29 protein-coding genes are annotated in these 26894 nt (G+C 60.3%); 8 read left to right on the top strand and 21 right to left on the bottom strand.

Annotated features, from left to right (window positions below; translation table 11 throughout):
* The first annotated feature begins 144 nt into the window (after window positions 1-144).
* From MMG94_RS11065 to MMG94_RS11050, 4 genes are all read left to right on the top strand, one after another.
* Entirely contained in the window at window positions 145-2589 is a 2445-nt protein-coding gene (locus MMG94_RS11065) for a TonB-dependent receptor family protein (RefSeq protein WP_016921389.1), read from the top strand.
* Window positions 2590-2651: 62 nt separating this feature from the next.
* Window positions 2652-3551: a methyltransferase domain-containing protein gene (locus MMG94_RS11060; protein ID WP_016921388.1), complete on the top strand. Its 900-nt coding sequence runs from the start codon at window positions 2652-2654 to the stop codon at window positions 3549-3551.
* Between the two features lie 8 nt (window positions 3552-3559).
* Complete coding sequence (locus tag MMG94_RS11055) at window positions 3560-5560, top strand: extracellular solute-binding protein (RefSeq protein ID WP_016921387.1); 2001 nt, start codon at window positions 3560-3562, stop codon at window positions 5558-5560.
* 186 nt (window positions 5561-5746) lie between these two features.
* A complete protein-coding gene (locus MMG94_RS11050; protein WP_016921386.1) occupies window positions 5747-5944 on the top strand; it encodes a Nif11-like leader peptide family natural product precursor in 198 nt (65 codons plus the stop codon).
* Window positions 5945-6209: 265 nt separating this feature from the next.
* On the opposite strand, the gene MMG94_RS11045 is transcribed toward MMG94_RS11050, so the two are convergent.
* Window positions 6210-6545 carry a glutaredoxin family protein gene (locus MMG94_RS11045; protein ID WP_016921384.1) on the bottom strand — a complete coding sequence of 112 codons (336 nt, stop codon included), beginning with the start codon at window positions 6543-6545 and terminating at the stop codon, window positions 6210-6212.
* A 515-nt stretch (window positions 6546-7060) separates the two neighbouring features.
* Between MMG94_RS11045 and MMG94_RS11040 the strand changes: the two genes are divergently transcribed.
* A complete protein-coding gene (locus tag MMG94_RS11040) occupies window positions 7061-7369 on the top strand; it encodes a GNAT family N-acetyltransferase (RefSeq protein WP_154419823.1) in 309 nt (102 codons plus the stop codon).
* Window positions 7370-7371: 2 nt separating this feature from the next.
* On the opposite strand, the gene MMG94_RS11035 is transcribed toward MMG94_RS11040, so the two are convergent.
* From MMG94_RS11035 to nifE, 17 genes are all read right to left on the bottom strand, one after another.
* A complete protein-coding gene (locus MMG94_RS11035) occupies window positions 7372-7662 on the bottom strand; it encodes a ferredoxin family protein (protein WP_154419825.1) in 291 nt (96 codons plus the stop codon).
* 80 nt (window positions 7663-7742) lie between these two features.
* Window positions 7743-9050, bottom strand: coding sequence for an FAD-dependent oxidoreductase (locus MMG94_RS11030; RefSeq protein ID WP_026016044.1), 1308 nt, complete (start codon window positions 9048-9050; stop codon window positions 7743-7745).
* Window positions 9051-9105: 55 nt separating this feature from the next.
* Window positions 9106-10197, bottom strand: coding sequence for an electron transfer flavoprotein subunit alpha/FixB family protein (locus tag MMG94_RS11025; protein ID WP_016918476.1), 1092 nt, complete (start codon window positions 10195-10197; stop codon window positions 9106-9108).
* A gap of 11 nt (window positions 10198-10208) precedes the next feature.
* Window positions 10209-11060 (bottom strand): electron transfer flavoprotein subunit beta/FixA family protein, encoded by an 852-nt coding sequence (locus tag MMG94_RS11020; RefSeq protein WP_016918477.1) that lies wholly within the window; start codon window positions 11058-11060, stop codon window positions 10209-10211.
* Between the two features lie 14 nt (window positions 11061-11074).
* Window positions 11075-11410: a nitrogenase stabilizing/protective protein NifW gene (gene nifW, locus MMG94_RS11015; RefSeq protein ID WP_016918478.1), complete on the bottom strand. Its 336-nt coding sequence runs from the start codon at window positions 11408-11410 to the stop codon at window positions 11075-11077.
* Window positions 11407-12153: a serine O-acetyltransferase gene (gene cysE, locus MMG94_RS11010; protein WP_016918479.1), complete on the bottom strand. Its 747-nt coding sequence runs from the start codon at window positions 12151-12153 to the stop codon at window positions 11407-11409. Before cysE ends, nifW begins: the two co-directional genes overlap by 4 nt.
* The gene (gene nifV / locus MMG94_RS11005; RefSeq protein ID WP_016918480.1) at window positions 12150-13289 is read right to left on the bottom strand and encodes a homocitrate synthase; all 1140 of its coding nucleotides are present in this window, start codon (window positions 13287-13289) and stop codon (window positions 12150-12152) included. Before nifV ends, cysE begins: the two co-directional genes overlap by 4 nt.
* Before the next feature lie 9 nt (window positions 13290-13298).
* Entirely contained in the window at window positions 13299-14501 is a 1203-nt protein-coding gene (gene nifS, locus MMG94_RS11000) for a cysteine desulfurase NifS (RefSeq protein WP_016918481.1), read from the bottom strand.
* Window positions 14502-14511: 10 nt separating this feature from the next.
* Entirely contained in the window at window positions 14512-15495 is a 984-nt protein-coding gene (nifU, locus tag MMG94_RS10995) for a Fe-S cluster assembly protein NifU (RefSeq protein ID WP_016918482.1), read from the bottom strand.
* Between the two features lie 15 nt (window positions 15496-15510).
* The gene (locus MMG94_RS10990; protein WP_016918483.1) at window positions 15511-15831 is read right to left on the bottom strand and encodes a HesB/IscA family protein; all 321 of its coding nucleotides are present in this window, start codon (window positions 15829-15831) and stop codon (window positions 15511-15513) included.
* A 447-nt stretch (window positions 15832-16278) separates the two neighbouring features.
* Entirely contained in the window at window positions 16279-16632 is a 354-nt protein-coding gene (locus MMG94_RS10985; protein ID WP_016920351.1) for a HesB/IscA family protein, read from the bottom strand.
* A gap of 11 nt (window positions 16633-16643) precedes the next feature.
* Complete coding sequence (locus tag MMG94_RS10980) at window positions 16644-16832, bottom strand: 4Fe-4S binding protein (protein WP_081495661.1); 189 nt, start codon at window positions 16830-16832, stop codon at window positions 16644-16646.
* A 25-nt stretch (window positions 16833-16857) separates the two neighbouring features.
* A complete protein-coding gene (nifB, locus tag MMG94_RS10975; protein ID WP_016920352.1) occupies window positions 16858-18321 on the bottom strand; it encodes a nitrogenase cofactor biosynthesis protein NifB in 1464 nt (487 codons plus the stop codon).
* 49 nt (window positions 18322-18370) lie between these two features.
* Window positions 18371-18637 carry a NifU family protein gene (locus MMG94_RS10970; RefSeq protein ID WP_016920353.1) on the bottom strand — a complete coding sequence of 89 codons (267 nt, stop codon included), beginning with the start codon at window positions 18635-18637 and terminating at the stop codon, window positions 18371-18373.
* A gap of 4 nt (window positions 18638-18641) precedes the next feature.
* The gene (locus tag MMG94_RS10965; protein WP_016920354.1) at window positions 18642-19112 is read right to left on the bottom strand and encodes a NifB/NifX family molybdenum-iron cluster-binding protein; all 471 of its coding nucleotides are present in this window, start codon (window positions 19110-19112) and stop codon (window positions 18642-18644) included.
* 3 nt (window positions 19113-19115) lie between these two features.
* Window positions 19116-20468, bottom strand: a complete 1353-nt coding sequence (nifN, locus tag MMG94_RS10960) for a nitrogenase iron-molybdenum cofactor biosynthesis protein NifN (protein WP_016920355.1) — start codon at window positions 20466-20468, stop codon at window positions 19116-19118.
* Between the two features lie 11 nt (window positions 20469-20479).
* Entirely contained in the window at window positions 20480-22126 is a 1647-nt protein-coding gene (gene nifE / locus MMG94_RS10955; RefSeq protein ID WP_244962197.1) for a nitrogenase iron-molybdenum cofactor biosynthesis protein NifE, read from the bottom strand.
* A gap of 110 nt (window positions 22127-22236) precedes the next feature.
* Here nifE and MMG94_RS10950 point away from each other — a divergent pair, with 110 nt between their 5' ends.
* The gene (locus MMG94_RS10950; protein WP_016920357.1) at window positions 22237-22575 is read left to right on the top strand and encodes a hypothetical protein; all 339 of its coding nucleotides are present in this window, start codon (window positions 22237-22239) and stop codon (window positions 22573-22575) included.
* Between the two features lie 59 nt (window positions 22576-22634).
* Here the strand turns inward: MMG94_RS10950 and MMG94_RS10945 are convergent, their stop codons facing one another.
* Genes MMG94_RS10945 through gloA form a run of 3 tightly spaced genes read right to left on the bottom strand, consistent with a single transcriptional unit; the run spans window position 22635 to window position 24645 of the window.
* Window positions 22635-22832: a Nif11-like leader peptide family natural product precursor gene (locus tag MMG94_RS10945; RefSeq protein WP_026016314.1), complete on the bottom strand. Its 198-nt coding sequence runs from the start codon at window positions 22830-22832 to the stop codon at window positions 22635-22637.
* 56 nt (window positions 22833-22888) lie between these two features.
* A complete protein-coding gene (gene nifH, locus MMG94_RS10940; protein ID WP_026016315.1) occupies window positions 22889-23764 on the bottom strand; it encodes a nitrogenase iron protein in 876 nt (291 codons plus the stop codon).
* Window positions 23765-23778: 14 nt separating this feature from the next.
* Complete coding sequence (gloA, locus tag MMG94_RS10935; protein WP_154420222.1) at window positions 23779-24645, bottom strand: lactoylglutathione lyase; 867 nt, start codon at window positions 24643-24645, stop codon at window positions 23779-23781.
* A gap of 426 nt (window positions 24646-25071) precedes the next feature.
* On the opposite strand from gloA, the gene vnfD reads away from it, so the two are divergent.
* Together vnfD and vnfG are read left to right on the top strand one after the other, a co-directional pair.
* Window positions 25072-26490, top strand: coding sequence for a nitrogenase vanadium-iron protein, alpha chain (gene vnfD / locus MMG94_RS10930; RefSeq protein ID WP_026016316.1), 1419 nt, complete (start codon window positions 25072-25074; stop codon window positions 26488-26490).
* Window positions 26487-26828 carry a V-containing nitrogenase subunit delta gene (gene vnfG / locus MMG94_RS10925; RefSeq protein WP_016920362.1) on the top strand — a complete coding sequence of 114 codons (342 nt, stop codon included), beginning with the start codon at window positions 26487-26489 and terminating at the stop codon, window positions 26826-26828. Before vnfD ends, vnfG begins: the two co-directional genes overlap by 4 nt.
* Window positions 26829-26894: the final 66 nt, after the last annotated feature.

The raw sequence follows: 26894 nt of genomic DNA, 5'->3' as shown, positions 1-26894 counted from the left end.
GTTGAGGATTTTTGAGCGACCGCGATCTCAATCGCCGAGATCGCCGCCTTTGGCCTCCTGATTCCAGGCGCAAGGCCCGCCTCTCGGGCCGGCTTTCCTTTTTCGAATCGTGTGCGGCCTGCCGGGTCGCTCCAGGAGCTATCCATGTCACGCTCAGGCCTTCTGCGCGATGTCTCCATCGCGTCGCTCGTTCTCGCTTTCGTTCCCGCCGTCGCTCATGCGCAGCAAACGCTGCCGCGCATTGAGGTGGGAGCCGCCCGGCGCGCCGCGCCTCGCGCATCCAGCCCTGCGCCAGCCCTCGCCGCCGCGCCGGCGGCCGCGCAAAACATAAGCGCCGCGCCCGGATTCCAGCCGTCGCGCGTCAGGCTGTCGATCTACCGCGATCCGCCCGGTCAGACGGTGACCACGGTCGATCACAAATTTCTCCGGCCGACGCCCATGTTCACTGTGCGGGAAATGCTGCAATACAGCCCCGGCGTTCAGATACAGGACGGCAATACCGCGCGCGAAGTCAATATTTCGATTCGCGGCTCAGGCTCCCGCTTCGGGGTAGGCTATCCGCTCGGCGTCCGCAACATCATGCTGTACGAGGATGGATTCCCGATCACCACAGCCGACGGAACGGGCCGCACCGACATTCTCGATCCGCACGCCTATGCCGGGGCAGATGTCTATCGCGGTCCCTCCTCGGCGCTGTTCGGGAACTACGCGACTGGCGGCGCGGTCAACTTCCGGACGTTTTCCGGCGCGGAGGTCGACGGAGTCGACACCGGGTCCGAATTCGGCAGTTTCAGCTACATCAACAATTATCTGCGGGCGGGCAAGAAGGTCGCGACCACGGAGTTCGGCGAGTTCGATGTCTCGATCTTTGCGTCGGACGCGCGCGGCGACGGTTATCTGGCGCGCAGCGCCTTTTCGGGCGACCAGGCGCGGCTCCTCGCAAGATGGTCGCCGACGCCCAGTGATCGCTTCATGCTGAAATATCTGTTCAACGACTCGTTTTCGACGTTCATGAACAGAAGCTCCCAAAACCAGTATTACTGGAACCCCTATGGAAAACAGTTTGGCTGCGCCATCGCCGTTCCCGCCAATCTGCCATTTTGCAACAATCTAAACGTGCCCGCCAATGGCATCTTCACGTCGGCCCTGGCGCCGCTCGTCAATCAAAGCGTCTGGCAACTTGGCTCACATCTTCATTCGCAGCAGATGATCGGCGGCTTCCGTTGGGAGCATGATTTCGACAACGCCACAACTTGGCGGAGCCAGGTCACCTATAACTATTTCGACTATATCAACGGCACCTGGCCGCCGCCGAAGGTCGGGCCCGCCGTGCTGGGCGGCCTCGGCGGACCGGTTGCGATCCGAGGCCCGTCTGTCGGCATCGACGCCAGCACCGATGTGACGAGCCGCGCCGCGATTTTCGGCTTCCCCGCCACGCATTATCTGGGCTTTTTCTACAACAATGTAAAAACCACGAATCCGCTTTTCAACCAGCTTCCCAACGTCTGGAATTATGGCGCGATCGGCGGGGCCGTCGGCAAGATCGACAGCTATACGTCCAATATCGGGCTGCGCGCGCGAGAGGAGATTGCGCTGACGCCGCAATTGACGGGCGTGGTGGGCTTCAGCTCGAACTGGAACCGCGTCTGGGGCGTCAACACCGTTTACAACTACAACGCCAATGGAAGCTGGAGACTGCCGCAGCAGGTCGGCGTCGACAATGATTACTGGAACACCTCGCCGGAAGCTTCGCTGACTTATCGTTACAGCCCGGAATGGCAAGTCCGCGCGCGCTATGCGGCGGGTTACGGCACGCCTTCCTTCCTCTTCCTGACGTCGACGCAGACCGGAGCCGGGAGCAATTCCAATCTTCAGGCGCAGACCAATATGGGCGTCGATCTCGGCGTCGACTGGACGCCGTCTCGTAACGTGATCGTGAGTCTGACGGGCTTCAACGAGTGGTTCCGCAACGAGATCCTGTCGCTGTCGAATGGCCTCGTCAGCTATCAGGCGAACGTTCCCGCTTCGATCCATCGCGGCCTGGAAGCCAATATCGATTGGCGGCCTTTCGACGGCTGGCGCTTCATTGCAGCCTATACGCTGAACGATCAGTTCTTCACGAACTACTGGGACAATCTCGGCGCCCTCAACGGCCGGTTCGTGACGTACAACCGCTCGGGCAACAAAATCCCCAATGTTTCCCCCCATACGCTCACTGCGCGCGTGGGATACGATCAGCCGACCGGCGATTTCGCGGGCCTGGGGGCCTACGCTGAATATGTCTTCAAGGCAGGCTACACGATCGACAACGCCAATTTCACGTCGCTGCCCGGCTACGGGCTGGTCAATCTGAACGTTCACTACAATCGCGACATTTCCGACTTTTACTTCAAAAACATCGAAATGTATCTCAACCTCAACAATGTTTTCGACCGCACCTACATCGCCGGATCGTTCGTGATGGCGAATACGCTCGTCACCGGAACGGCGATCCAGACGCCGACGGTCCTACTCTCAACGGCGCAAGGCGCTGGCATTCTCGCCGGACAGCCGCGGTCGCTGGTCGGAGGCGTCAAGCTTAGGTTCTGACGCCAGAAATAGACGCATCGGGTTTCGCCGTGCGTCCGGCATTTATGCAGGTAGGAGTGGTCATGGGGATCGTCTTGTTTGTCGAAAACATGCATTGCAAAGGTTGCGCGCAGCATGTCGTGGAGGCCGCGCGCAGCGTCTTGCCGGACGCCGAGGTCTCGGTCGATCTTTCGGCGAAACAAGTGTCGATCGAACCCGCGCCCGCCAATCCGCGTCAGCTTCTCGGGGCCATCGTCGACGCCGGTTATGCGGCTCGAATCACGAGGCAGGAAATGGACGCCGACTTTATCGCCCGTCGATCCGCGGCTCGCGCGCGTCTCGACGCGATGAACCCGCATATGGGATCGAAGGGCGACCCAAACGATCCCAAAGGCGACCAATGGTTCACGAAGATCTATGAACTCGCGGGCGAGGACGCCGCTAATGTTCCCTGGGCGGCGCTTGCGCCGAATTCGTTGCTCGTGGATTGGCTCGCGCGACAGGATGTAAGGAAAAAGCGCGTTCTCGATGTCGGTTGCGGATTGGGCGACAATGCGGAGGCCTTCGCGGGTGCGGGCGCGCGCGTCTCGGCCTTCGACTATATCGACTGCGCCGTGGCGTGGGCGAAGCGGCGCTTTCCAGACAGCTCAGTCGATTACCGCTTGGCCGATCTTTTCGCGCCGCCGAAGGAGTGGATTGGCGCCTTCGACCTTGTGCACGAATGCTACACGCTACAGACGCTCCGCGAGGAAATGCTGCCGGCGGCCGCGCGTGCGCTCGCATCCATGGTTGCGCCCGGCGGGCGACTCCTCGTCATTTCCTCCGCGCGCGAGAGAGAAGAACCGCAGACAACGCCCTGGCGGCCGCTGACCCGCGACGAGATCGAAAGCCTCGCGGTGGACGGCCTTTCCCTGACGGCGTTCGACGACATTCCGCAACAAGGCTGCCTCTCGCGCCGTTGGCGCGCGGTTCTCTCTCGCTGAGCGACGCTATGATTCTCGGCAAGCGAATTCTCGGCAAGCGAAAAGCCTCACTGGCATATGGCGGCCGCGCAAAAAATGCACGTCGTCCGGGAAACGAAGACGACGTAAAGCGGAATATTTGGAGAGAACAGCGATTGCGCCACCAATCCATCTGGAAAGCCAAGCGCGCGCTTTTTCTCTGCGCCGCGTCGCTCATTCTCTTTTCGATGGCGATTTCCTGCCTTATCGCGCCATTTGAGCGCGTGGCCGCGGCCGAGAACGTAAAACACGGCTTGGCCCTCTACGGCGATCCTGCGCTTCCCGCGAATTTCGACCATTTTCCCTACGCAAATCCGAGCGCGCCGAAAGGCGGCAAATTGAGGCTCGGCATGATTGGAAGTTACGAGAGCCTCAATCCTTTCAACCTCAAATTCGCGTCGGCGCCGCAGCTCTTGATCGGGAACGTCTATCAAAGCTTGATGGCGCGCTCCCAGGATGAGCCTTACAGCTTTTACCCGCTTATCGCCGAGTCGATTGAGATCGACTCCAAATGGGAACATGTCATCTTCCATCTCGACCGACGCGCCCGTTTTTCTGACCGGAAGCCGATCACGGCGGAAGACGTGCTGTTTTCTTTCGAGCTCTTGAAGGCCAAAGGCCGTCCCGGACAAAGGGACGCGTTTGGGCGCGTGAGCAAGGTCGAGACGCCGGACGCGCATACGGTGCGGTTCGACCTGATAAGCGGCCCAGATCGCGAATTGCCTCTCCTGCTCGCCGCCATGCCCGTTCTCTCCAATACGGCGACGGACAGCGCCCATTTCGACGACGTTCGCATGGATATTCCAGTCGGCTCGGGTCCCTATATCGTAAAGGAGGTGAAGATCGGCGAGCGTCTGGTATTGGCCCGCGACGCGGATTACTGGGCGAAGGACCTTCCGAGCCAGCGCGGTCTCTACAATTTCGACGAGATCGACATTGATTGGCATCGCGACGGCAACGCGCTTTTCGAGGCGTTGAAGGCCGGGCTTGTCGATTATCGCGAGGAGAGCAGCGCTTCGCGCTGGCTCAAGGGCTATGACTTTCCGGCGATCCGCGACGGGATCGTCGTCAAGGACGTTCTGCGGCCCGGGCGCCCGGTTGGAATGTCCGGTTTCGTCTTCAATCTTCGCAACAAGCTTTTCGACGACGTCCGGCTACGCGAAGCCATAGCGATGACGTTCGACTTCGAATGGGTTAACGCCAATCTTTACGGAGGGCTCTACAGGCGCACTGTGAGCTATTTCGACGAATCGCAATATTCATCTTCCGGCCGCCCTGCAAGCGGGGGCGAGCGGGCCTTGATCTCCAAATATCCCGGCGCCGTGCGTGAAGATATCCTCGAAGGAAAATGGCGTCCGCCCGAGCATGACGGCAGCGGACGCGATCGAAATATCGCGCGGCAAGCGCTTCGGCTCCTCGCCGAAAGCGGCTACAAGTTGGCCGAAAAGGGCCTGGAGAAGGACGGCAGGCCGATAGCCTTCGAGATCATGGTCCGCGACCATGACGAAGAACGCCTCGCGCTGAATTTCGCCGCCTCGCTTAAGCGCATCGGCGTCGCTGCGCAGCCGAGACTTTATGACGAGGTTCAGTATCAGCAGCGACGCCGAAAATTCGAATATGACGTCATGATCGGGCAATGGCTGCCGGCGGCCGTTCCGGGCGCGGAGCAGGCGGGGCGATGGAGCTCCGCGAGCATCGACAAGGAAAAGGGAACCAATCTTGCGGGCGCGTCATCTCCCGCGCTCGACGGCCTGATCGACGCTCTTATCCGCGCGCGAGATGCTGAAGAGCATTTGAGCGCGGCGCGCGCGCTCGATCGCGCGCTCCTCTCCGGCTTTTACTTCGTTCCCTTGTTCCACGCCGGAGAGATTTGGACTGTCCACAGCACCGAGCTCGAGCGCCCCGCTCGTCTGCCTAATTTTCCAATCTATCCCTTCGGCTTCACGCTCGAGCAGTGGTGGTGGAAGACGAACAAGATAGGGAGAGAGTAGAAAGGCTTTTTGCTCTGGCCCGGATGGGCGGCGCGTCAGAGACGAACACCAGCTCTTCGTCCTGGGAAAGCTGCATCACCTCGCCAAGCGCTTCCGAAACTCGGTCCTCGAAACGCCGTCTATGACTGCGGCGCAAATCTTGCTCCACTCAAGGATAAGCGTCGCAATACTTTCGGGAGCCCAGACATGTCCGTTGAGTCCGCCCTCGCCTATATCAAGCGCATGCATTCGGACGAAGAGTTTCGCGCCCGCATGACTCTTTTGAGCGATGATGAAGAGGCGAGTTGGGCCGCTTTGCGCGAGGAGGGCTTTGAATTTACCTTGGGCGAATTCAAACGGGGCCAGGAAGCCTATTGTCAGGAAAATGATCTGATCGAGAAATAACGCGAAGGGCCGCTTGCTGAAAAATTAGGAATTAGAATTACGTTGACCTGAAACGAATTTCCCAATTCGAGATGTCGGAAACGGCGATGAAGGGGAATTGCTCAACTCCGAAATCCGGCGTCGCCATTTTTTCCGAGCAGAAGAATGACATCATCGAGCGCGTGCGCACTGCGGTCGACGTCGAGAAACCCCGGCGCAAACTCCATCTCTCTTGCATAGGGGAGTCATTTGGAGCTCCCCGAAGCAAAAGCAGGCCAAATCCCGGTCAGACGGGACGATGCGCAACGCCCTTCTCGGAGAGGAGCTTGGTCAATGCTCCGGCGGCGTACATTTCCTTGACAATGTCGGAGCCGCCGATGAGTTCGCCTTTGACATAGAGCTGCGGAATGGCCGGCCCGTTGGACAATTCCTTGAGGCCGTCCCGAACGTTCGGGTTGGAAAGCAAATTGACGGGTTTGAAGGGAGCGTTGAGGCGGTGGAGAATCGAGACCATGGCGGACGAGAGGCCGCATTGCGGTTGGGCCGGAATGCCGTTCATGAACAGAACGACATCGCTGCTGTCGACGATGGATTTGATGAAGCCGGACGAGTTTCCTAACATCGGTTTGACCTTTCGGCGTTGCGCCAGACCGGGCGGAAGGCAAGGCGCGCGGTGAAAATCCGCGCCGACGTCTTCAAAGCAATACTGGGACCAAATGTTGACTCTTGAGCACTTCAGTCAAACAGGCAGAGGTGACGGGTCTTCATTGCGCAAATACCTCGTCGGAGCTCAATAGCTGAATTTGAGAAGCTGGTCAGGCGATGATATCCAAGCCGCTGACCGGTCATATGCCAATTGCATCGACCGGGCGGCTCGGCGCCTGTCGTCCAGAAGAACAAGCATTCCGTCACTTTGCTGCAGCAGCAACAGCGAACGCCTAGAGTCCGCCCGCGCGCCATGGCGGCGACGTAATGGAACGTCAACTTGCTTCGTTCCCTGATCCGCCGGATCGCTCACTGAACACAATTCTCAAACGGCTTCTAAGCTGTACAAAATCGTACCGACATGGTTGCCGCCGTGTACAAATTGGAGAAATTGCTCATAGTGACGACAGCGGATGGTAAGGCGGACGCTCTATGTCGCTCGCGATCCATTGGCGGACGAATGGCGAGCAGCGTCGCAATTATATGCGGGGGTTGAATATGGGAGGCGCCAGTAGAATGGCCGTTTGCGTTAGCGCCAACGTGTTATCTCGAAAATCTTTATGTGTCCGCAATTACCGAAGGCAAGGAATCGGCGCCAAGCTTATCCAAGATCTCATACGCATGGGAAAGGAAAGCAGCTACCGGCGCACGGCCATCGATATCAGCGCAGCGCGAAGCTTCTACGATAAATTCGTTGCGATGAATGATTTTGTCCACTGCCGACTGTTTCTTTCAGAATAGCGTCACCCGAATTTGAAAAGAATTCCAAACCCGCCCCTAGGATAATTCCAGACAACGTCACCTGCAACCTCGCAGAGCACGCGGCATGTTCCGCATTCGAGGCATCCGTCTGGGGTGATTTCGACTTGTCCGGAGCTTGTTTCGGAGTAGCATCCTGCGGGGCAGATGCGGGTCATGGCGAGGAGGTTTTCGGAGGGTTTTTCGTGGGGACGGATGGCGATATGTGGTTTGCCGGCGTCCACGAGGTAGCGATTTTGGAAGAGTTTCTCTTCGACACGGGCGGCGAGGGACATGGGGGTTCTCCTCAGGCGACATTTTGTCTTTGTCTACGCAAGAACAGCGCCAACTGTTTTTGTTCCTGCGCCGGTCATTTTCATCTCCAGGCGCGGGCGAGTCTCCAGGCGTCGCCGAAGAGGCCGGACCATTTGCGCTGCTTGACGAAGGCGGCGATGGTGGCTTTTTCCTTGTCGATCTTCGGGGTGCCGTCGACGCGCAGGAAGTTTTCCATGGCCCTGGAGACGAGCTGCGGATAGGCGAGGAAGTAGTTTTGCGAATTGGCGTGCAGCAGCGCCGGCATGTCTTTATATTTCTTCAGGTCCTTCATGACGAAGCTGTCGTCGAGCAGCTTTTTGTAGAGCGCCAGGTTCTGCTTGGTCATGGCGTCGCGGCGCGATTTGATCTGGAAGACCGCTTCGCCGGCGAGACGGCCGGAGGTGAGGGCGAGGTTGGAGCCTTCGCGGTGAATGGCGTTGTTGAGCTGGGCGGCGTCGCCGCAGACGACCCATCCGTCGCCGAAAAGCTCCGGAATTGTCTTATATCCGCCCTCGGGGATGAGATGGGCGGCGTATTCCTTGACTTCCGAGCCTTCGAGCAGCGGCTTGATCGAGGGATGGTTCTTGAAGGCCTCGAGCAGGCCGTAGGGCGTGTCCTTGTTCGCGGCGAAGTCGGAAACCAGACAACCCATGCCGACGGAGACGCTCTCCTTGTTGGTGTAGACGAAGCCCATGCCGGTCATGCCCTTGGAGATGACGCCGGCGGCTTCGATGACGACGCCTTCGTCGCCATGCAGATTGAAGCGCGCCTCGATCGTCTCGCGCGGCAGGAAGTGCATTTCCTTGACCGCGAGCGCGACATGTTCGGGCCTGGGCGAGGCGCGCAGGCCGGCGCGCGCGCCCAGGAGGCCGTTGACGCCTTCGCAGAGCACGACGACGTCGGCGAAGATGGTCCCGCCGGCGCGGTCCGTGCGCACGCCGATGACCTTGCCATAGGCGTCGCTGACGAGCTCCGTCACCGTCGTCTCGCAGATCACGATCGCGCCCTGCGACTGGACCTCCTTGGAGAACCAGCGGTCGAATTGCGAGCGGATGATCGTGTAGCGGTTCGGCCTGTCCTCGTTGAAGTCGTCATTGCGATATTGCAGGCCGGTATGGGAGCGTTCGCCCATCATCCAGAAGCGCTGCTCGACGAGATGGCGCTCCAGCGGCGCCTCCTCGCGGAAGTTCGGGATGATCTTCTCGACCATCTCGGCGTAGAGGATCGCGCCCTGCACATTCTTCGAGCCGGGATATTCCCCGCGCTCGATCTGCAGCACTTTGAGGCCGCGGGACGCCATGGCGTGCGCGGCGGCGTTGCCGGCCATTCCGGCGCCGATCACGATCGCGTCGAACCGTTCTTCGATCATGGCAGTCTCCATTCACATGCCGCCGGCGTCCCGCCAGGCGAATTGAAATTGTTCATCAGCCGGCGAGCCGGTCGCGCTGATGGGGCGAGAGCCGCGCGCGGAAGGCTTCGGTGAGCGCCGGCAGCAGGCGGATGGCGTCCGTCGCGACGCCGATATGCGCGAAGTCGAAGATCGGCGCGTTCCTGTCGGTGTTGACGGCGACGATGCAATCGGCCCCTTCGACGCCGACGCGATGCTGGATCGCGCCGGAGATGCCGGCGGCGATATAGAGCTTCGGCCGGATCGTCTTGCCGGTCTGGCCGATCTGGCGGTCGGAGGACAGCCAGCCCTTCTGCACGACGGGGCGCGAGCAGCCGAATTCCGCGCCGAGCACGGCGGCGAGATTCTTGACGAGCTGGAAATTCTCGGCGCTGCCGAGCCCCATGCCGCCGGCGACGACGATGTCGGCGAAAGCGAGATTGCTCTTGTTGGAGTCGCGGTCGGGGATGAAGCGCAGCAGCTTGGTGATGATCTCGTCTTCCGAGAGATCGGGCGTGAAGGCCACGATCCGGCCGAGGCGGTCGGCGACGCGCGCCGGCATCGGCATGACGCGCGGCCGCACCGTCGCCATTTGCGGGCGATAGTTCAGCGTATAGATCGTGCAGAGCAGCGAGCCGCCGAAGGTCGGGCGCGTCGCGGCGAGCGAGCCGTCGGCGTCGACGGCGAGCTCGGTGCAGTCGGCGGTGAGGCCGGTGAGCAGCGTCGTCGCGACGGAGCCCGCGAGGTCGCGGCCGAGATTGGTCGCGCCGAGCAGCAGGATCTCCGGCTTGTGCGTGTTGACGAGCTGCGTCATCGCCCTGGCGTAGGACTCGTTGCGATAGTCGGCGAGCACCGGATGTTCGACGAGATAAGCGAGGTCCGCGCCGTAGCGGAAAGCTTCCGCCGCCGCTTCCTTCGTCGCGTCGGGGCCGCCGAGAACCACGGCCGCGAGCTCGACGCCGAGCTTGTCGGCCAGCTTGCGGCCTTCGCCGAGCAGCTCCCAGGAGACGGGATGAACGTCGCCGCGCTCCTGCTCGATGAAGACCCAGACATGCTTATAGTCGCGGAAATGTTCCGGGAGCTCTTTCTTCGCGCTGGCGCGGGCGGCGGGCGGAGGGGTGGCGGACATCGTCGGCTCCTTTAGAGTCCGGAAGCAAGCTTGGTCATATCGGCCTCGAGCGCGGGATGGCGTCCGAAGATGGCGGCGATCAGCGCCTCCGAGGATTCGGCGGCGTTCTTGCCGGGCTCCACGAAGGCGGCCTTCTCGGAGCGCGGGGCGGGCGCGAAGACTTTCTTGACGATGGTCGGCGAGCCCTTCAGGCCGCATTTTGTGAGGTCCTGGATCTCGGCGTCCTTCGCGCTCCAGGTGACGATTTCGGCGCGCGCGGCGCGCAGCGTGTCGGCGAGGGCGCCGCGGCGCACCTCATTGGAGCCCTCGAGCATGGCGATGAGGCAGGGCATGGCGGTCTTGAGCAGCTGCACGCCGCCTTCGGCGCGGCGCTCGACGACGAGCTCGCCCTTGTCGGGATCGCATTCGACGACCTTGGAGACGTAAGTGAGCTGCAGCAGGCCGAGGCGCTTGGCGACGCCCGGGCCGACCTGCGCGGTGTCGCCGTCGATCGTCTGCTTGCCGGTGAAGACGATGTCCTGCTTGCCGAAGGTCTGCTCGATCTTGCGGATGGCCTGCGCCAGCGCATAGGTCGTCGCCAGCGTGTCGGAGCCGGCGAAGAAGCGGTCGGTCAGCAGCACGGCGCGGTCGGCGCCGATGGCGAGCGCCTTGCGCAGCGACTCCGCCGCCATGGGCGGGCCCATGGTCAGCACGGTCACTTCGCCGCCGAACTTGTCGCGCAGCCGCAGCGCCTCTTCGAGCGAGAAGAGGTCGTAAGGGTTGATGATCGTCGGCACGCCCTGCCGCATGATCGTATTGGTGACGGGATGCACGCGGATCTGCGCGCTGTCCGGAACCTGCTTGATGCAAACGAGGATTTTCATGTCTTCTGCCTCGATCAGTCGGGATTGCCGGTCAGGGTGGTCAGGGGAACGAAAGGCTTCGCCGGTTCGGCCTTGGGTTTGATCGCGTCCTTGTGCACCTTGAAGACGCGCTCCGCGATCGGAGACGAGGAGACGAAATCGTCATAGGCTTTCGTCAGCGTCTCCTTGCAGGCGGCGCGCGCTTCCTCGTCCGTCGCGCCGTCGAGATCGTTCTTCGCGAGATATTCTCCCATGCGCCGCAGGATATGGAGGCGGGCGACGCGCACCACGGCGGGCTCGTATTCGACGCCGAGCGCTTCGAAGAAATCTTCGGCGGAATGAAGCTTCCGCAACTCGTCGAATACGCTCATGGCTTCGTCTCCTTCTCGCCGCTCTTCAGCGACGCGTCGTTTTTGCGCGCCTGCAGATGGGCGAGACGCGCTTCCAGAAAATCGATGCGGTCGATCAGCACCGAGATGGCGTCGCCCACCGGATCGGGGATGAGATGATGTTCGAGATCGATGCGCCCGTCGGGGCCGGAGCGCCGGCGCTCGACCTTGACGATGCGGCCGGGAATGCCGACGACGGTCATTTCGGGCGCGACATCCTCGATCACGACGGAGTTGGCGCCGATGCGCGCGCGGGCGCCGACCGTGATGGGGCCGAGGATCTTGGCGCCGGCGCCGACAAGGACGCCGCTTTCGATCGTCGGATGACGCTTGCCCGGCGCCCATGAGGTGCCGCCCAGCGTCACGCCGTGATAAAGCGTGACGTCGTCTTCTATGACCGACGTCTCGCCGATGACGACGCCCGCGCCGTGATCGATGAAGAGCCGCTCGCCGATGGTCGCGCCGGGATGAATGTCGATATTGGTCGCGAGGCGCGCGAACCAGGAGAGGAAGCGCGCCGGAAATTTGACGCCGCGGCGCCACAGGCCGTTGGCGACGCGATACAGCAGGATCGCGTGAACGCCCGGATAGAATAGGGCGACTTCGAGCGAGTTGCGCGCGGCCGGGTCCCGCTGAAGCACGCAGGCGACGTCGCCCCTGAGCCTGGCGAAGAGGCCAGGCGCGGCTTTCCTTGGAGATATGCCGGCGGAAGCGACGAGCGTCATTTTACGCCTCCGCACGCGCTTTTGAAGAAATTGGCGAGTTCGCGCTTCGTCATCGGAGCCGCCTTCTCATTGGCGCGCTGCCGGATCTGCGCCAGCAGCGTCGTCGCAAGATCCCGGTCGATGTCGAAGCCGAGCTCCTCTCCCTTGCGCTTCAGCGCGGCGACGCCGGAATGCTTGGCCAGCACCACGGTGTTGCGGCGGCCGAGACGCGCCGGATCAATGCCCTGATAGGTGCGGGCGTCCTTGAGAAGCGCGGCGACGTGGATGCCGGATTCATGCGTGAACACGTCGGCGCCGACAATGGCCTTGGCGCGGCCGATGCGCCGCCGCGCCGCCTTCGCGACGAGCCTGGCGAGCGCGTGCAGCCTGTCGATGCGCATATTGGTTTGTCCGCGCGCGACATGGCCGAGCGCGACGGCGACCTCTTCGAGCGGGGCGTTGCCGGCGCGTTCGCCCAATCCCAGCACGGTGACCGACGCATGCGTCGCGCCGGCGCGGATCGCGGCGAGCGTATTGGCGGTGGCGAGGCCGACATCGTCATGGCCGTGAAACTCGATCGGCAGGTCGGTCTCCTGACGGATATGGGCGATCGCTTCATAGGTCGAAAACGGGTCGAGCGCGCCGAGCGTATCGGCGAAGCGGTAGCGCCAGGCGCCGGCCTCGGCCGCCGCGCGCAGAATGACGCCGATGTCGCGGGGATCCGCGCGCGAGGAGTCCTCGCCGCCCATGGCGACGGAGAGGCCGCGTTCGCGGGCGTAGGAGACGACGGCGCGCACGCGCTCGGCCAGCGTCGCGACGTCGACGCCGAGCTTGACGGAAATCTGCAGCCGCGACATCGGCGCGGAGATGTTGACATGAGAGACGCCGGCCGCGAGCGCGGCGTCGACGTCGGCCTTGTTGAGGCGGCACCAGGCCATGACGCGGACGGGAAGGTTTTCGCCGACGATCGCGCCGATCGCCTCGATCTCGTCGCGGCCCATGGCGGGCGTGCCGGCCTCGATCTCGTCCGCCCCCGCGCCGGCCAGCGCTTTCGCGATGGCGACCTTGTCGCGCGCCGTGAAGGCGACGCGGGGCGCCTGCTCGCCGTCGCGCAGCGTCGTGTCGTTGATGAAGATGCGGGGGCAGTCGACGTTCACGGCTTTAACTCACGCATAGACCGGTTTGAACTCGTTCGGCCCCTTATTGGCGCCGGCCCAGAAAGGCGACAGCTCGCGGAGCTTTTCGAGGATTTTGGGCAGCGTCTCGATCACCTGATCGACATCTTCGGGGACATTGTCGCGCGAGAAGGAGAAGCGGATCGAGCCATGCGCCGCGGTGAAGGGCACGTTCATCGCCTTCATCACATGCGACGGCTCGAGCGAACCCGAGGTGCAGGCCGAGCCCGACGAGGCGGCGACGCCATTGCGCGTCAGATGCAGCAGGATCGCTTCGCCCTCGACATATTCGAAGGCGATGTTCGTCGTGTTCGGCAGGCGCTCGCGAATGTCGCCATTGACGAAGCAGTTGGGCACGCGCTGCAGGATGGCGTTCTCCAGCCGGTCGCGCAGCTCCTTCACGCGCGTCTGCTCTTCCGCCATATGCGCGATGGCGAGCTCCGCCGCCTTGCCGAGGCCGATAATGCCCGGCGCGTTCTCCGTGCCGGCGCGGCGTCCGCGCTCCTGATGGCCGCCGCGCAGCAGCGGCTTGAAGCGCGCGCCGCGCTTGACGTAAAGCGCGCCGATCCCCTTGGGCGCATGCAGCTTGTGGCCGGAAAGCGACAGCATGTCGATCGCGCCGCCCTTGAGCACGATCGGAACCTTGCCGACGGCCTGCACCGCGTCCGTATGAAACAGCGCGCCGACTTCCTTGGCGAGTTCGGCGAGGGCTTCGATCGGGAAGATCGTGCCGGTCTCGTTATTCGCCCACATCAGGGTGACGAGGGCGACCTTGTCGGTGAGCGCGGCGCGATAGGCTTCGAGATCGAGACGGCCGAGCGAGTCGACGCCGATATAATGCACCTTGGCGCGGCCGGTCTTTTCGAGATGCTGGCAGAGCGCCAGCACCGCGGGATGCTCGACCGCGCTGGTGACGATCTCGTCGCGGCCCGGCATGGCTTCGAGCGCCGACAGAATGGCGGTATTGTCCGCCTCCGTCCCGCTCGCCGTATAGATGATCTCGTGATCATGTTCGGCGCCGAGCAATTGCTGGAGCTGCTGGCGCGCCTTCTTCACCGACTGGCCGACGCTCGCGCCGAAGGAATGGATCGACGAGGGATTGCCGAACTGCTCCGTGAAAAAGGGAAGCATGGCCTCGACGACGGCGGGATCGACCCGGGTCGTCGCATTATTGTCGAGATAGACTGGACGCATGGCCGTTCCCTCAATGCGCGTGGGATTTGACGGGGATGACGCGGATCGTCATGCCCAGCTTGGCGATGAGCCGCTCCTGAATGCCCGAGACGGTGACGCTCGCCATCTGGCAGCCCATGCAGGCGCCCTTGAGGCTCACCATCACATTGGCGCCGTCAATGTCGATCAGCTCGCAGTCGCCGCCGTCCTTCTTGAGATACGGACGCAGCTCCTCGATCGCTTCCTCGATGAGGCGGATCTTCTTCAGATTGGTCATGCCGGCGGAAGGCGGCGGCAAAGGCGAAGCGGGCGCGAGCGGCGAGGCCGGCGGCGCGGCGGCTTCCTTCTCCGCTTCCTTCCTGGCTTTCGCTTTCGCCTTGATCTCGCCCGCATCCGCGACGCCGAGGCGATAGGCCTCATGCGCGGCGAGAACGCCCTCGGCGACGAGCGCGGCGTTCACCCCGGCGAGCAACTCCTCGAGCTTGTCGAAACAGGTGAGGCAGCCGCCGCCGGCCTTGGTGTAGTCGGTGATCTGTTCGATCGACGTCAGCCTGTTCATGCGGATGGCGCGCTCGATCACGCCTTCGTCGACGCCGAAGCATTTGCAGACGAGCGCGCCCTCCTCGTGATCGTCCCGCCATTCCTCGCCGCGGAAATTGGCGATCGCCGCCTGCAAAGCCTCATAGCCCATCACCGAGCAGTGCATCTTCTCCGGCGGCAGCCCGCCAAGAAAATCCGCGATGTCCTGATTGGTGATCGTGACCGCTTCCTCAAGCGTCTTGCCGATGATCAGCTCGGTGAGCGCGGAAGAGGAGGCGATGGCGGAGCCGCAGCCGAAGGTCTGGAACTTCGCTTCCTGGATGACTTCCGTCTCGGGATCGACTTTCATCATCAGCTTCAGCGCGTCGCCGCAGGAGATCGCGCCGACCTCGCCGACCGCGTTCGCCTCGCCGAGAACGCCGGCGTTCTTCGGATTGAAGAAATAGTCCTTGACCTTGTCCGAGTAGTCCCACATCGCCGCCTCCTTGCGTCAACCGAAAGATTTGCCGCAGGAGCAGCTCGATTTGGCTTGCGGATTGTCGAAGGTGAAACCCGAGCCTTCCAGCCCGATCACAAAGTCGATCTTCGTGCCGTCGAGATAAGACAGCGAGCCCTCCTCAACAAACACCTTCACCCCGTCCGTCGTGAACACATGGTCGTTCGGGTCCGCCTCGTTCACCAGGCCCATCATGTATTTGAGCCCCGCGCACCCCCCAGCCTCAACCATGATCCGCAACCCCTCAACCTCCTGGCCCGCCCCAGCCATCGCCGTCCGTACCGCCGTAACAGCGCTATCCGTCAATTGGATCATGTTCGCTCACTCCTTCTGACAGGGAGCAGAAGTGCAACCGATATGCCAGGGAAGCGCGCTACTTCGTAGCGCAGGAAATGGAGAGAAAACGCAAATGAGATGGAAAAAGTCGTCAGGGAATTGATTTCTGGACCCGTACCATTTGGAACGACATTTACATCGACGTGCGAAACAATGACGGGGCGAGCGCTGTAGCCGTCGGTCAGAAAGAGCGATCGGGGCCGCGTACAGAGGAGCCAAACGAGGAGGTTCGTTACGTAGCATCCGCCTAACGCGAAAGCGTATGCGCGGCCGGCATACGCGTCGCCCGAAACTCGTGACGGTCTTCCTCCGTGTATGGAAAACGGCTCGGGAGGAGCGCGCCCATGTCAAAATTGGTTGACGCGGGCGCGAGGGCGACGAAGCCTCGGTAGGCTTTTAAGGCAGGTGGATCGCGAATGTTTCGCTCTATTGAGCGAAACCACTTCCGCGACAGTTGCACGAATGCGCACCTTCGCCGGAGTTGCAGGACTGAGCTTCCTGTTGGAGCTGGAAGCTGAAACCATAATTATCCGCGTCATTCGAGAAATCCATCGTCGCACCTCCAAGGATGTTCATCGACGCTTCGTCGACGAAGACGCGCACATCGCGGATTTCGAGGACGACGTCTCCGTCCTCTGGATTTTTTTCGAGCCGCATGGAATATTTCGGCCCGCTACATCCGCCAGGTTCAGCGGCGACCCGTACGCCATAGCCCGGTTTTTCATTTTCTCGAATCGCTGTTTCGATGGCGCCGATCGCCGCTCGCGTCAGGATGATCATACTCGTTCTCCTCAGGCTCTCACACAGGTGTTCTCGACGGGGCATACATCGACGCAACGCGGCGCGTCGCCATCGCATTCTGTACACTTATTGGGATCGATAATGTATATGTCACCTTTCATCCGGATCGCCCCATTGGGGCATTCGAATTCACAGGCGCCACATGCGGAACATTGAGATGCGACGATTTTGTAAGCCATAACGATCTCCTATCCCTGCCTGATTTCACGCTTCGACAGCTTCTTCAACGATATGCGTCGAATAAAGCGACGCGATCGAGGGCTCGATAAATTCATAGGCATAGTCGTCATTCGGCTCGATGCCCGCATCTTTGAGTTCAGATTTGGGGCAGTCGCCAATTTTTGCGCATAGGAGAATGTCGACATCGCGCAACAATTCGATGATCTGGGCAAGAGAGGAGTCTTCCCCAACGCCGCCCATGCAATAGTTGTCGTTGACCTTCCGCGCGCCCAAAAAGCGTACGCCATCTCGATCAGCCTGATAAATCTGAAATTCCTTCGCATGTCCGAAATGCTGATTGATGACTCCATCTCCCTTGGTCGCCACGGCGACGGTTACGGCGCCCGCCGACGCCGACTCTTGCGCCAAAGTGTTCGCCGCCGCCTTCGCGTTGCGATGGGCCTCGCGCTTGATTTCGATCTCGTCCCGATAAGCCTGCCGTTTCGAAGCGTCGACCTCGAGAAACTCGGGCAACTTGTCGAGCGTGAATTCCTGCCCTCTGTCCTCCCCCAGGAGACCAACCGCGTCGGCGCGGCATTGCCGGCAATGCCGCATCATTTTGGCGCCGCCCTCACATGCGTCCTGCACCTTCTTGAGTTCCTGTCCCGTGGGACCACGCTGGCCGCTAAGACCGAAAGCGGTGCCGTGCGCGGGATCGGAAATCAACGGCATGATGTTGTGGAGAAAGGCGCCGCGTTCCTTCACCGCCTTATTGACTTCGATGAGGTGTTCGTCGTTGATCCCCGGGATCAACACCGAATTGACCTTCACCAGCACGCCCCGCGCGGTGAGCATTTCCAGTCCAAGCATTTGCCGCTCATGAAGCAACCGAGCCGCAGCGACGCCCGTATGCCGCTTATGATCGAAGAAAACCCATGGATATATTTTCGCGCCGATTTTTGGATCGACCATATTGATGGTTATCGTAACATGGTCGATATTCATGTTCACGATTTCATCGACATGATCCGGCAGGGAAAGCCCATTGGTCGAGATGCAAAGCTTGATGTCGGGCAGACTTTCTGCGACGAGTTCAAATGTAGCTTTCGCGTGCCGCCAATCGTAAAGCGCATCGCCGGGACCGGCGATTCCAAGCACCGAGAGTTGTGGAACGCTTTGCGCGACAGCGAGAACCTTCCGGGCGCCCTGCTCGGGCGTCAACCGCTCGGAGACGACGCCAGGGCGACTTTCATTGGCGCAGTCATATTTGCGATTGCAATAATTGCATTGGATGTTGCACGCCGGCGCAACCGCCACATGCATCCGCGCGAAATAATGGTGGGCTTCTTCGGAATAGCAGGGATGGTCTTTCACCTTTTCCCAAACTTCCGGCGCAAGGTCGCTCGGTCCGGAAGAGGAGCCACAAGAAGAGGAGGAGCAACCGCCGCCATCAGCGACGCTTTTCTTGCCGCTTCGCCCGGTCTGGAGCAGGTCTTCAATGGTGATCATTCGCAGCTCCTCGAAGATAATCCGACTCGATCAGTCCCGCTGCTGCGGTTCAATCCATGATCGGCACGACCATGAGAGGCTCATCCAGCGCACGGACCAAACGGCGGCGAATGCCGCCAAGCGTCTGTCCGGCCAGGGCGCAGGTGAGGCATTTGCCTGTCAGACGCACCTCCACGCGCTGGCCGCGCAGGCCAAGAAATTCAATGTCGCCGCCATCAGCCTGGATAGCGGGCCGCGCTTCGGCGACAATGTCGGCGATGAGTTGAAGTTTGTTTTCGCTGGTCAGGGTAGCCAACACTTGCGGTTCCGAATTCATCTCGTCACTCCAACTCCTCGATCGACGAGGCAAGTTTCCTTGTCTCTCCCTTGGGGGTTGCCGAAGAGGCTGTGTTTTGCGTCTTCTTTTTCGCCTTCTCGACCCATGGCAATCCCCCATAAACGAGGGCCAGACTTACTTCGTTGAGCAGATCGAGCACATCATGGCCTTCATCGACGATGATCGGCTGAATGCCAGCGGCCATTAACCGACGGATTGAGTTGCTTCCAATCGACGCGGCGTATACGGCGGCGCAGCCCTCGACGAAATCGAGCTTCGGAATCACCTTGTCGTTAGGACTTCCCGACAGCCCATTGCGTCCGCTTTCGCCGATCTGTTCCGCCTTGAGAAATTCCTGCGCGCCGTCCAAATCGGCGCGGCCCGGCGACACGTCGTAAATGACAAGCCGCTCGGCGCCGCCGAAATGGAGATCGACTTTCTGGCTGTCGCTCGACGCAAAGGCGATTTTGAGCATCTCTCACTCCGCTGCTTCGTTGCGGTAACGAGAGATATAAGGCTGCAATTCCTGATAATGCGCGGCAAGCAGATTGGCCGCGGTGAAAATCAGGCGGCGCGTTCCGCCATAGCCGATCCACGCATCCGAATGGGCGCCGTATGCATCATAGATCGGGAAACCGGCGCGTAGCAGCGCGGCTCCGGTTCGCCGCGCAACTTCCGCTCCATGCGAATTGGCGACGATCAGATCCGCGCCTTCCTGTTGAACGAGGATCTCGAAGTCCTCCAGGTCGCCAATGACGACTGACTCGATGGGAAGATCTTCGAGGCGGCCGGACCGCGCCGAGGCAACAGCCGCGACAATCTTGGCGCCCATCCCTACAAAAAACTGGGCAAGCGCGCCAAGGAGATCGGGATCGGCCGCGATACCGACCTTCGCGCCGCCAAACTGAAACTGACAATCGACCATCGCGTCGGTCAATTGCTCGCGTTTACGTTGAAGATAAGACGACGGGCGTTGCCCGGAAACTTCTGCAAGGGCCTGCGTGAATGCATCGCATTCAGAGAGTCCAATGAGTTGATCGAATCGCCAATCCGGGATGGCCGTCGCTTCCTGCAAAAGATCTGCCGCCACGCTCAACGACCGTCCGATCACGAATGTGGCGACTGACTCGCCCATCTTTTCAAGGGCCGAGCGCGACGTGCCCCCATAGGTTAGCGTCGAATATCCGCTTTCGACGAGGTGGCCATCGAGAGAGAGGCCGATGTCTGGAAGAATAATCGGCTCGAGGCCAAAGGACTCGATCCAGATCCGCAATTCCTCAAGATCGCCCGGCGTCAACATCGCGGAAGCGAGAACATTGACCTGGCGAGGATCTTTGCGCGCGCCGGCCGTCAACCCAACGAATTCCTTAATCATCGCCTCCACGGCGCCGGCAAAGCCCGTCTCGAGGCATCCGAGCGTATCGCTCGCGCTGACCGGAATGACGGCGACAGACGCGAATTCCGGATGACTGCGGCGAAACTCCTTCACGGTCCGTGGAACGTCCGCGCCTTGCATTTCCGACAAACCGGTCGTCACCAGACCGATGACTTTTGGTCGATTCTTGGCGCAAATTGTTGCAAGGGCTTCAATGACATTGTCATCGGCGCCGAGAACGGTGGTCGTCTGATCCATCGCCGTCGTCTGAAGCGGGATCGGCTCGTTGAAATGACGCATGAAAAACAGCTTGTTGAACGATGTGCAGCCGCGCGCTCCGTGTTCGAGCGGCATGCAATCTTCAATGCCGAGAAAGGCCAGCGACGCGCCGATGGGCTGACTGGCCTTCAGCGGGTTAACGGCCAGCGGCTTGGTGGGAGAGAGAATATCGGCCATTCCGCTTTCCGTCACGCGTTCGCCGCCGCGGCTTCGTGCGCCGACCAGCTGGGTTGTGAACGAACAAGGCCCCAAACCGGCGAATGAACCGCGTGGTCGATATTCCGCGCGAGCTCGATCAGCCCGTCATAGCCCGCATAGCCAATTCGCCGAACATGATCGATATCGAGGAACGGAACGCGCGATTTGAGAGTGGGATAGATATAGCGGTCGCCCGCGATCAGAATGTCCGCCTGGCATTCATGATAGGCGTCGATGAGCGCGATCTGGTCGTTGTCGGAGATCATCCTCGCATCCGGCCCCATGAGCTCACGGATGCGGGCCTTGTCTTCCTCCGTCGATTTTTCTGTCCCGGTGGCGACGACGACCATTCCCAGATCCTGCATCGCGGAAACGACCGACCACGATTTATAGCCGCCGGTAAAAATCAACACGCGTTTGCCACGAAGCCGCTCCCTTAACGCGACGAGCGCCGCTTCGACCCGCGCCTCTTCTCTCGCGATCAGCGCCTCCACTCGCGTCGAAAGATCCGCATCCTTCAGGAGATTCGCAAAGCCACGAAGCGCCGCGGACGTATCCTGCACGCCGTAGAAGCTTCCCTCGAACCACGGAACGCCATAGTCGCTTTCGAGCTTGCGTGCGACATGCAGCATCGCCTTCGAGCAAACGACCATGCTCGCTTCCGCGCGATGCATGGTCTGGACTTCACGATAGCGGCTGTCGCCGGAAAAGCTGCAAAGGACGCGCAAGCCGAGCTCGTCGAACAGAGGCGATACGTTCCAGAATTCGCCGCCGACATTCCATTCGCCGATCAGATTGATGTCGTGTCGCTTCACGCCGGGAATTTCGCATTCCGTCGCGACCAGATCCGGCTCACGCGTTCCGATGATATGCTTATATGCGGCGTCGCCGGCAATGCGGTTTCCAAGGTTCTTGTTCCCGTAGAAGCCGGCGCAATCCACGGGAACAACGGGGATTCCAAAGCGCGCCGACGCCGCTTTGGCGACCGCATCGATGTCGTCGCCCTGCAAGGCGGGAACACAGGTGTTATAGACGAAGATCGCGGCGGGCCGCTTTGTCTCCGCCGCCTGACGGATCGATTGAAACAGACGCTTCTCGCCGCGCCCCATAATAACGTCCATGTCCGTCAGATCGGTCGTCATGCCGATACGGTAGATGTCGGGACCGGACGAACGTGTGCCGCGATTATCCCAGGACGAGCCCGCGCAGCCGATTGGTCCGTGAACGATGTGCGCCACATCGGAAATTGGAAGCAGCGCATTGCGGGCGCCATCGAAACAGCAACCGCCCTGCGTCGCGCCGGGCGCCGGCTTCGCGCAGCCGGACTTTGATTTCTTGTTGTGAGCGCAGGCTGGCTCGTTGAGCAGAGCCTGGATTTCTTCGGGCTTCATTGGAGCTCTCCGATGTCGCCTCCTCAATCGCAAGCTCTGGGCCACAATGCGCGCAGCGTGGAATCCCTCCAAAACGCGCAGGTCAGCGTGATTGACCCTCAAAATGAAATGAAGGTCTTGTGCAATTCGGTAACTTTCGACGAAAAGCGAGTACCTGAAGGTACGCCTCTTGATGAGGAGCGACGGAAGAAGCACGAAATCGAGATCGATCCTAGATATCGTCCCTAAATTTTCTGTCAGGCCCAAAAGTTGCTGATGCGAATCCGGTTTCTTCCGCGGCTCCTTCCGGGAGATGGCGGTGTGCCGTTATCCTAATCTGTTGTGATGGTTTCAGGCTCGAAAGCGAGGAGCGCCAAATGGCGGAGATGACCGACAATCAAATGTTCAATCTTTTGCTCGCGGACATCGCGATGGCTGCGGCAATTGGAACGGCCGGATCGACTTTCGAGATTCCGCAGAATTACGCGCCTGGCATAATTCGGGATTCGTGGCTTGCGACAGTGAAAGACGACGTGCTCCAGCGTCGGGTTTTGGCGCTTGCAAACGCCGGACTTGGCGCGTTGCAGGGCGTTGACGCAGAGCAGCTTGCGAAGGCTGCGGAAAAATACGGCATTCCCATCGACGCGCCGCTGGCGGAGCGTATTTCTACCTTCTTCGAGGACAAGCGTCAGGCTCTCCTACGATATCGCCGATAGAGAAAGGGCCGGCCGTAGCGCTACGACCGGCCCTTTACGTCTCAGTGAATTCCTTCCGATCACATTGGCGTAACGCCATGCTCCTCGTAGATGACGTCTTGCGCCTTTTTGAAGTCGATCATCGTGAAATCATAGCCGGCGTCGCGAATCGCCGCCCAGCTCGCGTCTTCATCGTCGGATATTTCATTCATCTTTTTGCGAAAGTCATCATCGGAACGCATACGTCGAATATATTCGACTGCGGAATCAACGGACATCTCGCGTCTCCTTCCAATTACAGAGCGGCCCGGAGAGGATCCGGGCCGCTTTGGTTTCAGGCGACGAGTTCCGCCGCGGTCTTCCCGACGGTGGATTCGTCGATGGTCGGCATAATGCCGTGCTCCATCAGCAGGTCTTCGAGTTCATCCATCGTGATCGGGGTTGGGATGATACCATTGCCCTTATTGTTGTGGACCTTATTCGCGAGCGTACGATACTCGCCAGCCTGCTTTGAATCTGGCGCATATTCGACGACGGTCATGCGCCGCAGCTCCGCGTGCTGCACGATATTGTCGCGCGGCACGAAATGGATCAGCTGGCAGCCAAGCTTTTTCGCCAGGGACTCCGCAAGTTCAAGCTCCTTGTCGGTCTGGCGCTCGTTGCAAACCAGCCCGCCCAGACGGACACCGCCCGAATTGGCGTATTTCAAAATCCCTTTTGAGATATTGTTGGCGGCGTACATCGCCATCATCTCGCCCGACATGACGATGTAAATCTCCTGCGCCTTGTTTTCACGAATAGGCATAGCGAATCCGCCGCAGACGACGTCGCCGAGAACGTCGTACGAAACATAATCCACATCCTCATAGGCGCCATTTTCCTCGAGGAAGTTGATAGAGGTGATCACGCCGCGGCCAGCGCAGCCGACGCCCGGCTCCGGACCGCCTGACTCGACGCATTTGATATCCGAGAAACCAATTTTCAGGACGTCTTCGAGTTCCAGGTCTTCGACCGAACCGGCCTCGGCGGCCAGCGACAGGATTGTATCCTGCGCCTTGGCGTGAAGGATCAGTCGCGTGGAGTCGGCCTTCGGGTCACAGCCGACGATCAGGATCTTCTGTCCCATCTGCGCGAGGGCGGCAAGGGTGTTCTGGGAGGTGGTGGACTTTCCGATCCCGCCTTTCCCGTAGAAAGCAATTTGACGTAGCATATTGGCTCCTTTTCCTAGGCTTGAGTATCGTGGACGACTTCGAACGTCCCAGGCTCGCTCGCCTGCGGCGCTTGAACCAGTTCGATCCTGTATCCATCCGGATCTTCGACGAAAGCGACGATAGTCTCGCCATGTCGTTGGGAGCGTGGCGGACGCGGCATGGGCACGCCTGCCGCCGCGAGCCGGTCGCACAGTCGGTTGATGTTCTTTACGCCGATCGCGATGTGCCCGAAGGCGTCGCCAAGGACATAGGCGTCTTCGTGAAGCCAGTTTGCGACCAGCTCCACCGTCATTCCGTTCGATCCGTCGCCGTAACCGAGATAAGCCTGCGAGAACATATTCTTCTTGTGCTCGCGCCGTTCGAGCACCGTCATGCCGAGTTTGCCACAATAAAAGTCGATCGAACGTTCCAGATCCGCGACGCGAAGCATGGCGTGCAACAGGCGGAACTCGGCTGTGTCGAGCGGAGCGTCGTCGGTCGCTGCGAGCTTATTCGCATATAGCTCGCGCAATGCGGGGTCGACGCCTTTGCCGGCGTACATATTCGTCGCTTCGACGCCGCGAGACGCCAAAGCCTCTTGTGGCGCCGCGCCGACTTTCGCAACCAGCAAGACCGCGCAGTCGCGGATCATTCGATAGATGGTTTCGCGAGGGTCCTCGTCTTCCGAGGTTCGATGATCTTCGATCCTCCGAAGATCGACGCGGCGTGGCCCTTGCCCGTCGACGTCGAAAACGCTGAACGCCTCCGCATGTCCGAAATGCAAATCGATCCGATCCCCGTCCCGCGACGCAACTGCAACGCGGATCGTAAGGGACTTGCGCCCTTCTGCCGATCCGAGCCCGGACGAGCCGGCGCTAATCTGAGGAAGCGTATCGAGCATCGCGCTCACCCAAGAAATAGAGATGAACCGTTTCAGCATAAGATATGCCAAGTGATTTCGATGTAGATTCGCCCGGTTTCGGCGGTCTCGGCCGCTCGCTGGCGTACATCCCAGGCTTAGGGCCGTTCGTAATTGTGCGGCGCGTTCTCTGGACGTCGCTGTTTACGCTCGTTGGAAGAACGAATCTGAAGACTGTAGCAAGGGGAAAGGCCTGCGCCGCCATCCAAATGACGCCAATTACCTTGTAGAGACAGCTGCTTAGAGTGCCATAGCCAATTTGTTATGTAGCATCTCTATATACCGCGATTTTCCTGGCACGCTTTCTGCGAAACCCCGTCGAACGGCGTCGGATCCGATCATTCAATCTGACGCCGCCATCAAGACCGCCGCCGCCATCTCGGCTCACTTTCGTGAGGAGGACGACTCATGCCTATGGTTCTACTTGAATGCGACAAAGCGATACCGGAGCGTGAACAGCACATCTATTTGAAAGTCGAAGGCGAGGATTCGCGCGATTATCTGCCGATCTCCAACGCGTCGACGATTCCCGGGACGCTCTCGGAACGCGGTTGCGCCTTTTGCGGCGCGAAGCTCGTCATCGGCGGCGTCCTCAAAGACACGATCCAGATGATCCACGGCCCGATCGGCTGCGCCTACGACACCTGGCACACCAAGCGCTACCCGACCGATAACGGCCATTTCAACATGAAATATGTGTGGTCGACCGACATGAAGGAGAGCCACATCGTCTTTGGCGGCGAGAAGCGGCTCGAGCAGTCGATCAACGAAGCCTTTGACGAAATGCCCGAGATCAAGCGCATGTTCGTCTACACGACCTGCCCGACCGCGCTGATCGGCGACGACATCAAGGCCGTCGCGAAGAAGGTCATGCAGGAGCGTCCCGACGTCGACATCTTTACCTGCGAATGCCCCGGCTTCGCCGGCGTTTCGCAATCGAAGGGACATCACGTCCTGAATATCGGCTGGATCAACGAAAAGGTCGGCACGCTGGAGCCGGAGATCACCAGCGACTACACGATGAACTTCATCGGAGACTTCAATATTCAGGGAGATACGCAGCTCCTCCAGACCTATTGGGATCGACTCGGCATTCAGGTGATCGCGCACTTCACCGGCAACGGCACCTATGACGATCTTCGCTGCATGCATCGCGCGCAACTCAACGTCGTCAACTGCGCGAGATCGTCCGGCTACATCGCCAACGAGCTCAAGAAGCAATATGGCATTCCGCGCCTCGACATCGACTCGTGGGGCTTTTCCTACATGGCTGAAGGCATCCGCAAGATCTGCGCCTTCTTCGGCATCGAGGAGCGTGGCGAAAAGCTGATTGAGGAAGAATACGCCAAATGGAAGGACAAGCTTGATTGGTACAAGGAGCGCCTCCAGGGCAAGAAAATGGCGATCTGGACCGGCGGCCCACGCCTTTGGCATTGGACGAAATCGGTCGAGGATGATCTCGGCATTCAGGTCGTCGCGATGTCTTCGAAATTTGGCCACCAGGAAGACTTCGAGAAGGTCATCGCGCGGGGTCAGAACGGGACCTACTATATCGATGACGGCAACGAACTTGAATTTTTCGAGATCATCGACCTCGTGAAGCCGGACGTCATCTTCACCGGCCCGCGCGTCGGCGAACTCGTGAAAAAGCTGCACATCCCCTATGTCAACGGCCACGGCTACCATAATGGACCGTATATGGGCTTCGAGGGCTTCGTGAACCTTGCTCGCGACACCTACAACGCCGTTCACAATCCGCTTCTGAAACTTGCCGCGCACGACATTCGCGGCGATCGGTCAGCCAAATTCCTGGAGGCGGCGGAATGAGCGAGCAACAAGTCAAACAACTCTTCGACTATGTGCAGGCCCGATATCTCTGGCAGTTCTTCTCGCGATCCTGGGATCGCAAGGAGAATATCGAAGGGATCATCGCCACGGCGACGGATATGCTGCACGGGAAGAAGTCGACGACCCATACGCCGATGGATCGGCTCTTCTATGCCGACGCCAAGGAAATGGTAAAGGACTTCAGGGAGAACTTTCCCTGGATTGATCAGCTTGCGCCGACCGAGGTCACGGAGCTGATGCATGGCTTGCAGGAAATGTTGACCGATCACACGATCACGCGTTCCCTGAACCATGAATTGAATCACTCGCTCTATTGAGCGGCGTCGCCGCCGCAAGCGGCGGCGACTTCCTCACCTCTTTATCCGCTTAGCGAAAGGAACCCG

The sequence above is a fragment of the Methylocystis parvus OBBP genome, from assembly GCF_027571405.1.
Taxonomy (GTDB): domain Bacteria; phylum Pseudomonadota; class Alphaproteobacteria; order Rhizobiales; family Beijerinckiaceae; genus Methylocystis; species Methylocystis parva.
This window is presented reverse-complemented; position numbering and strand designations above follow the sequence as displayed.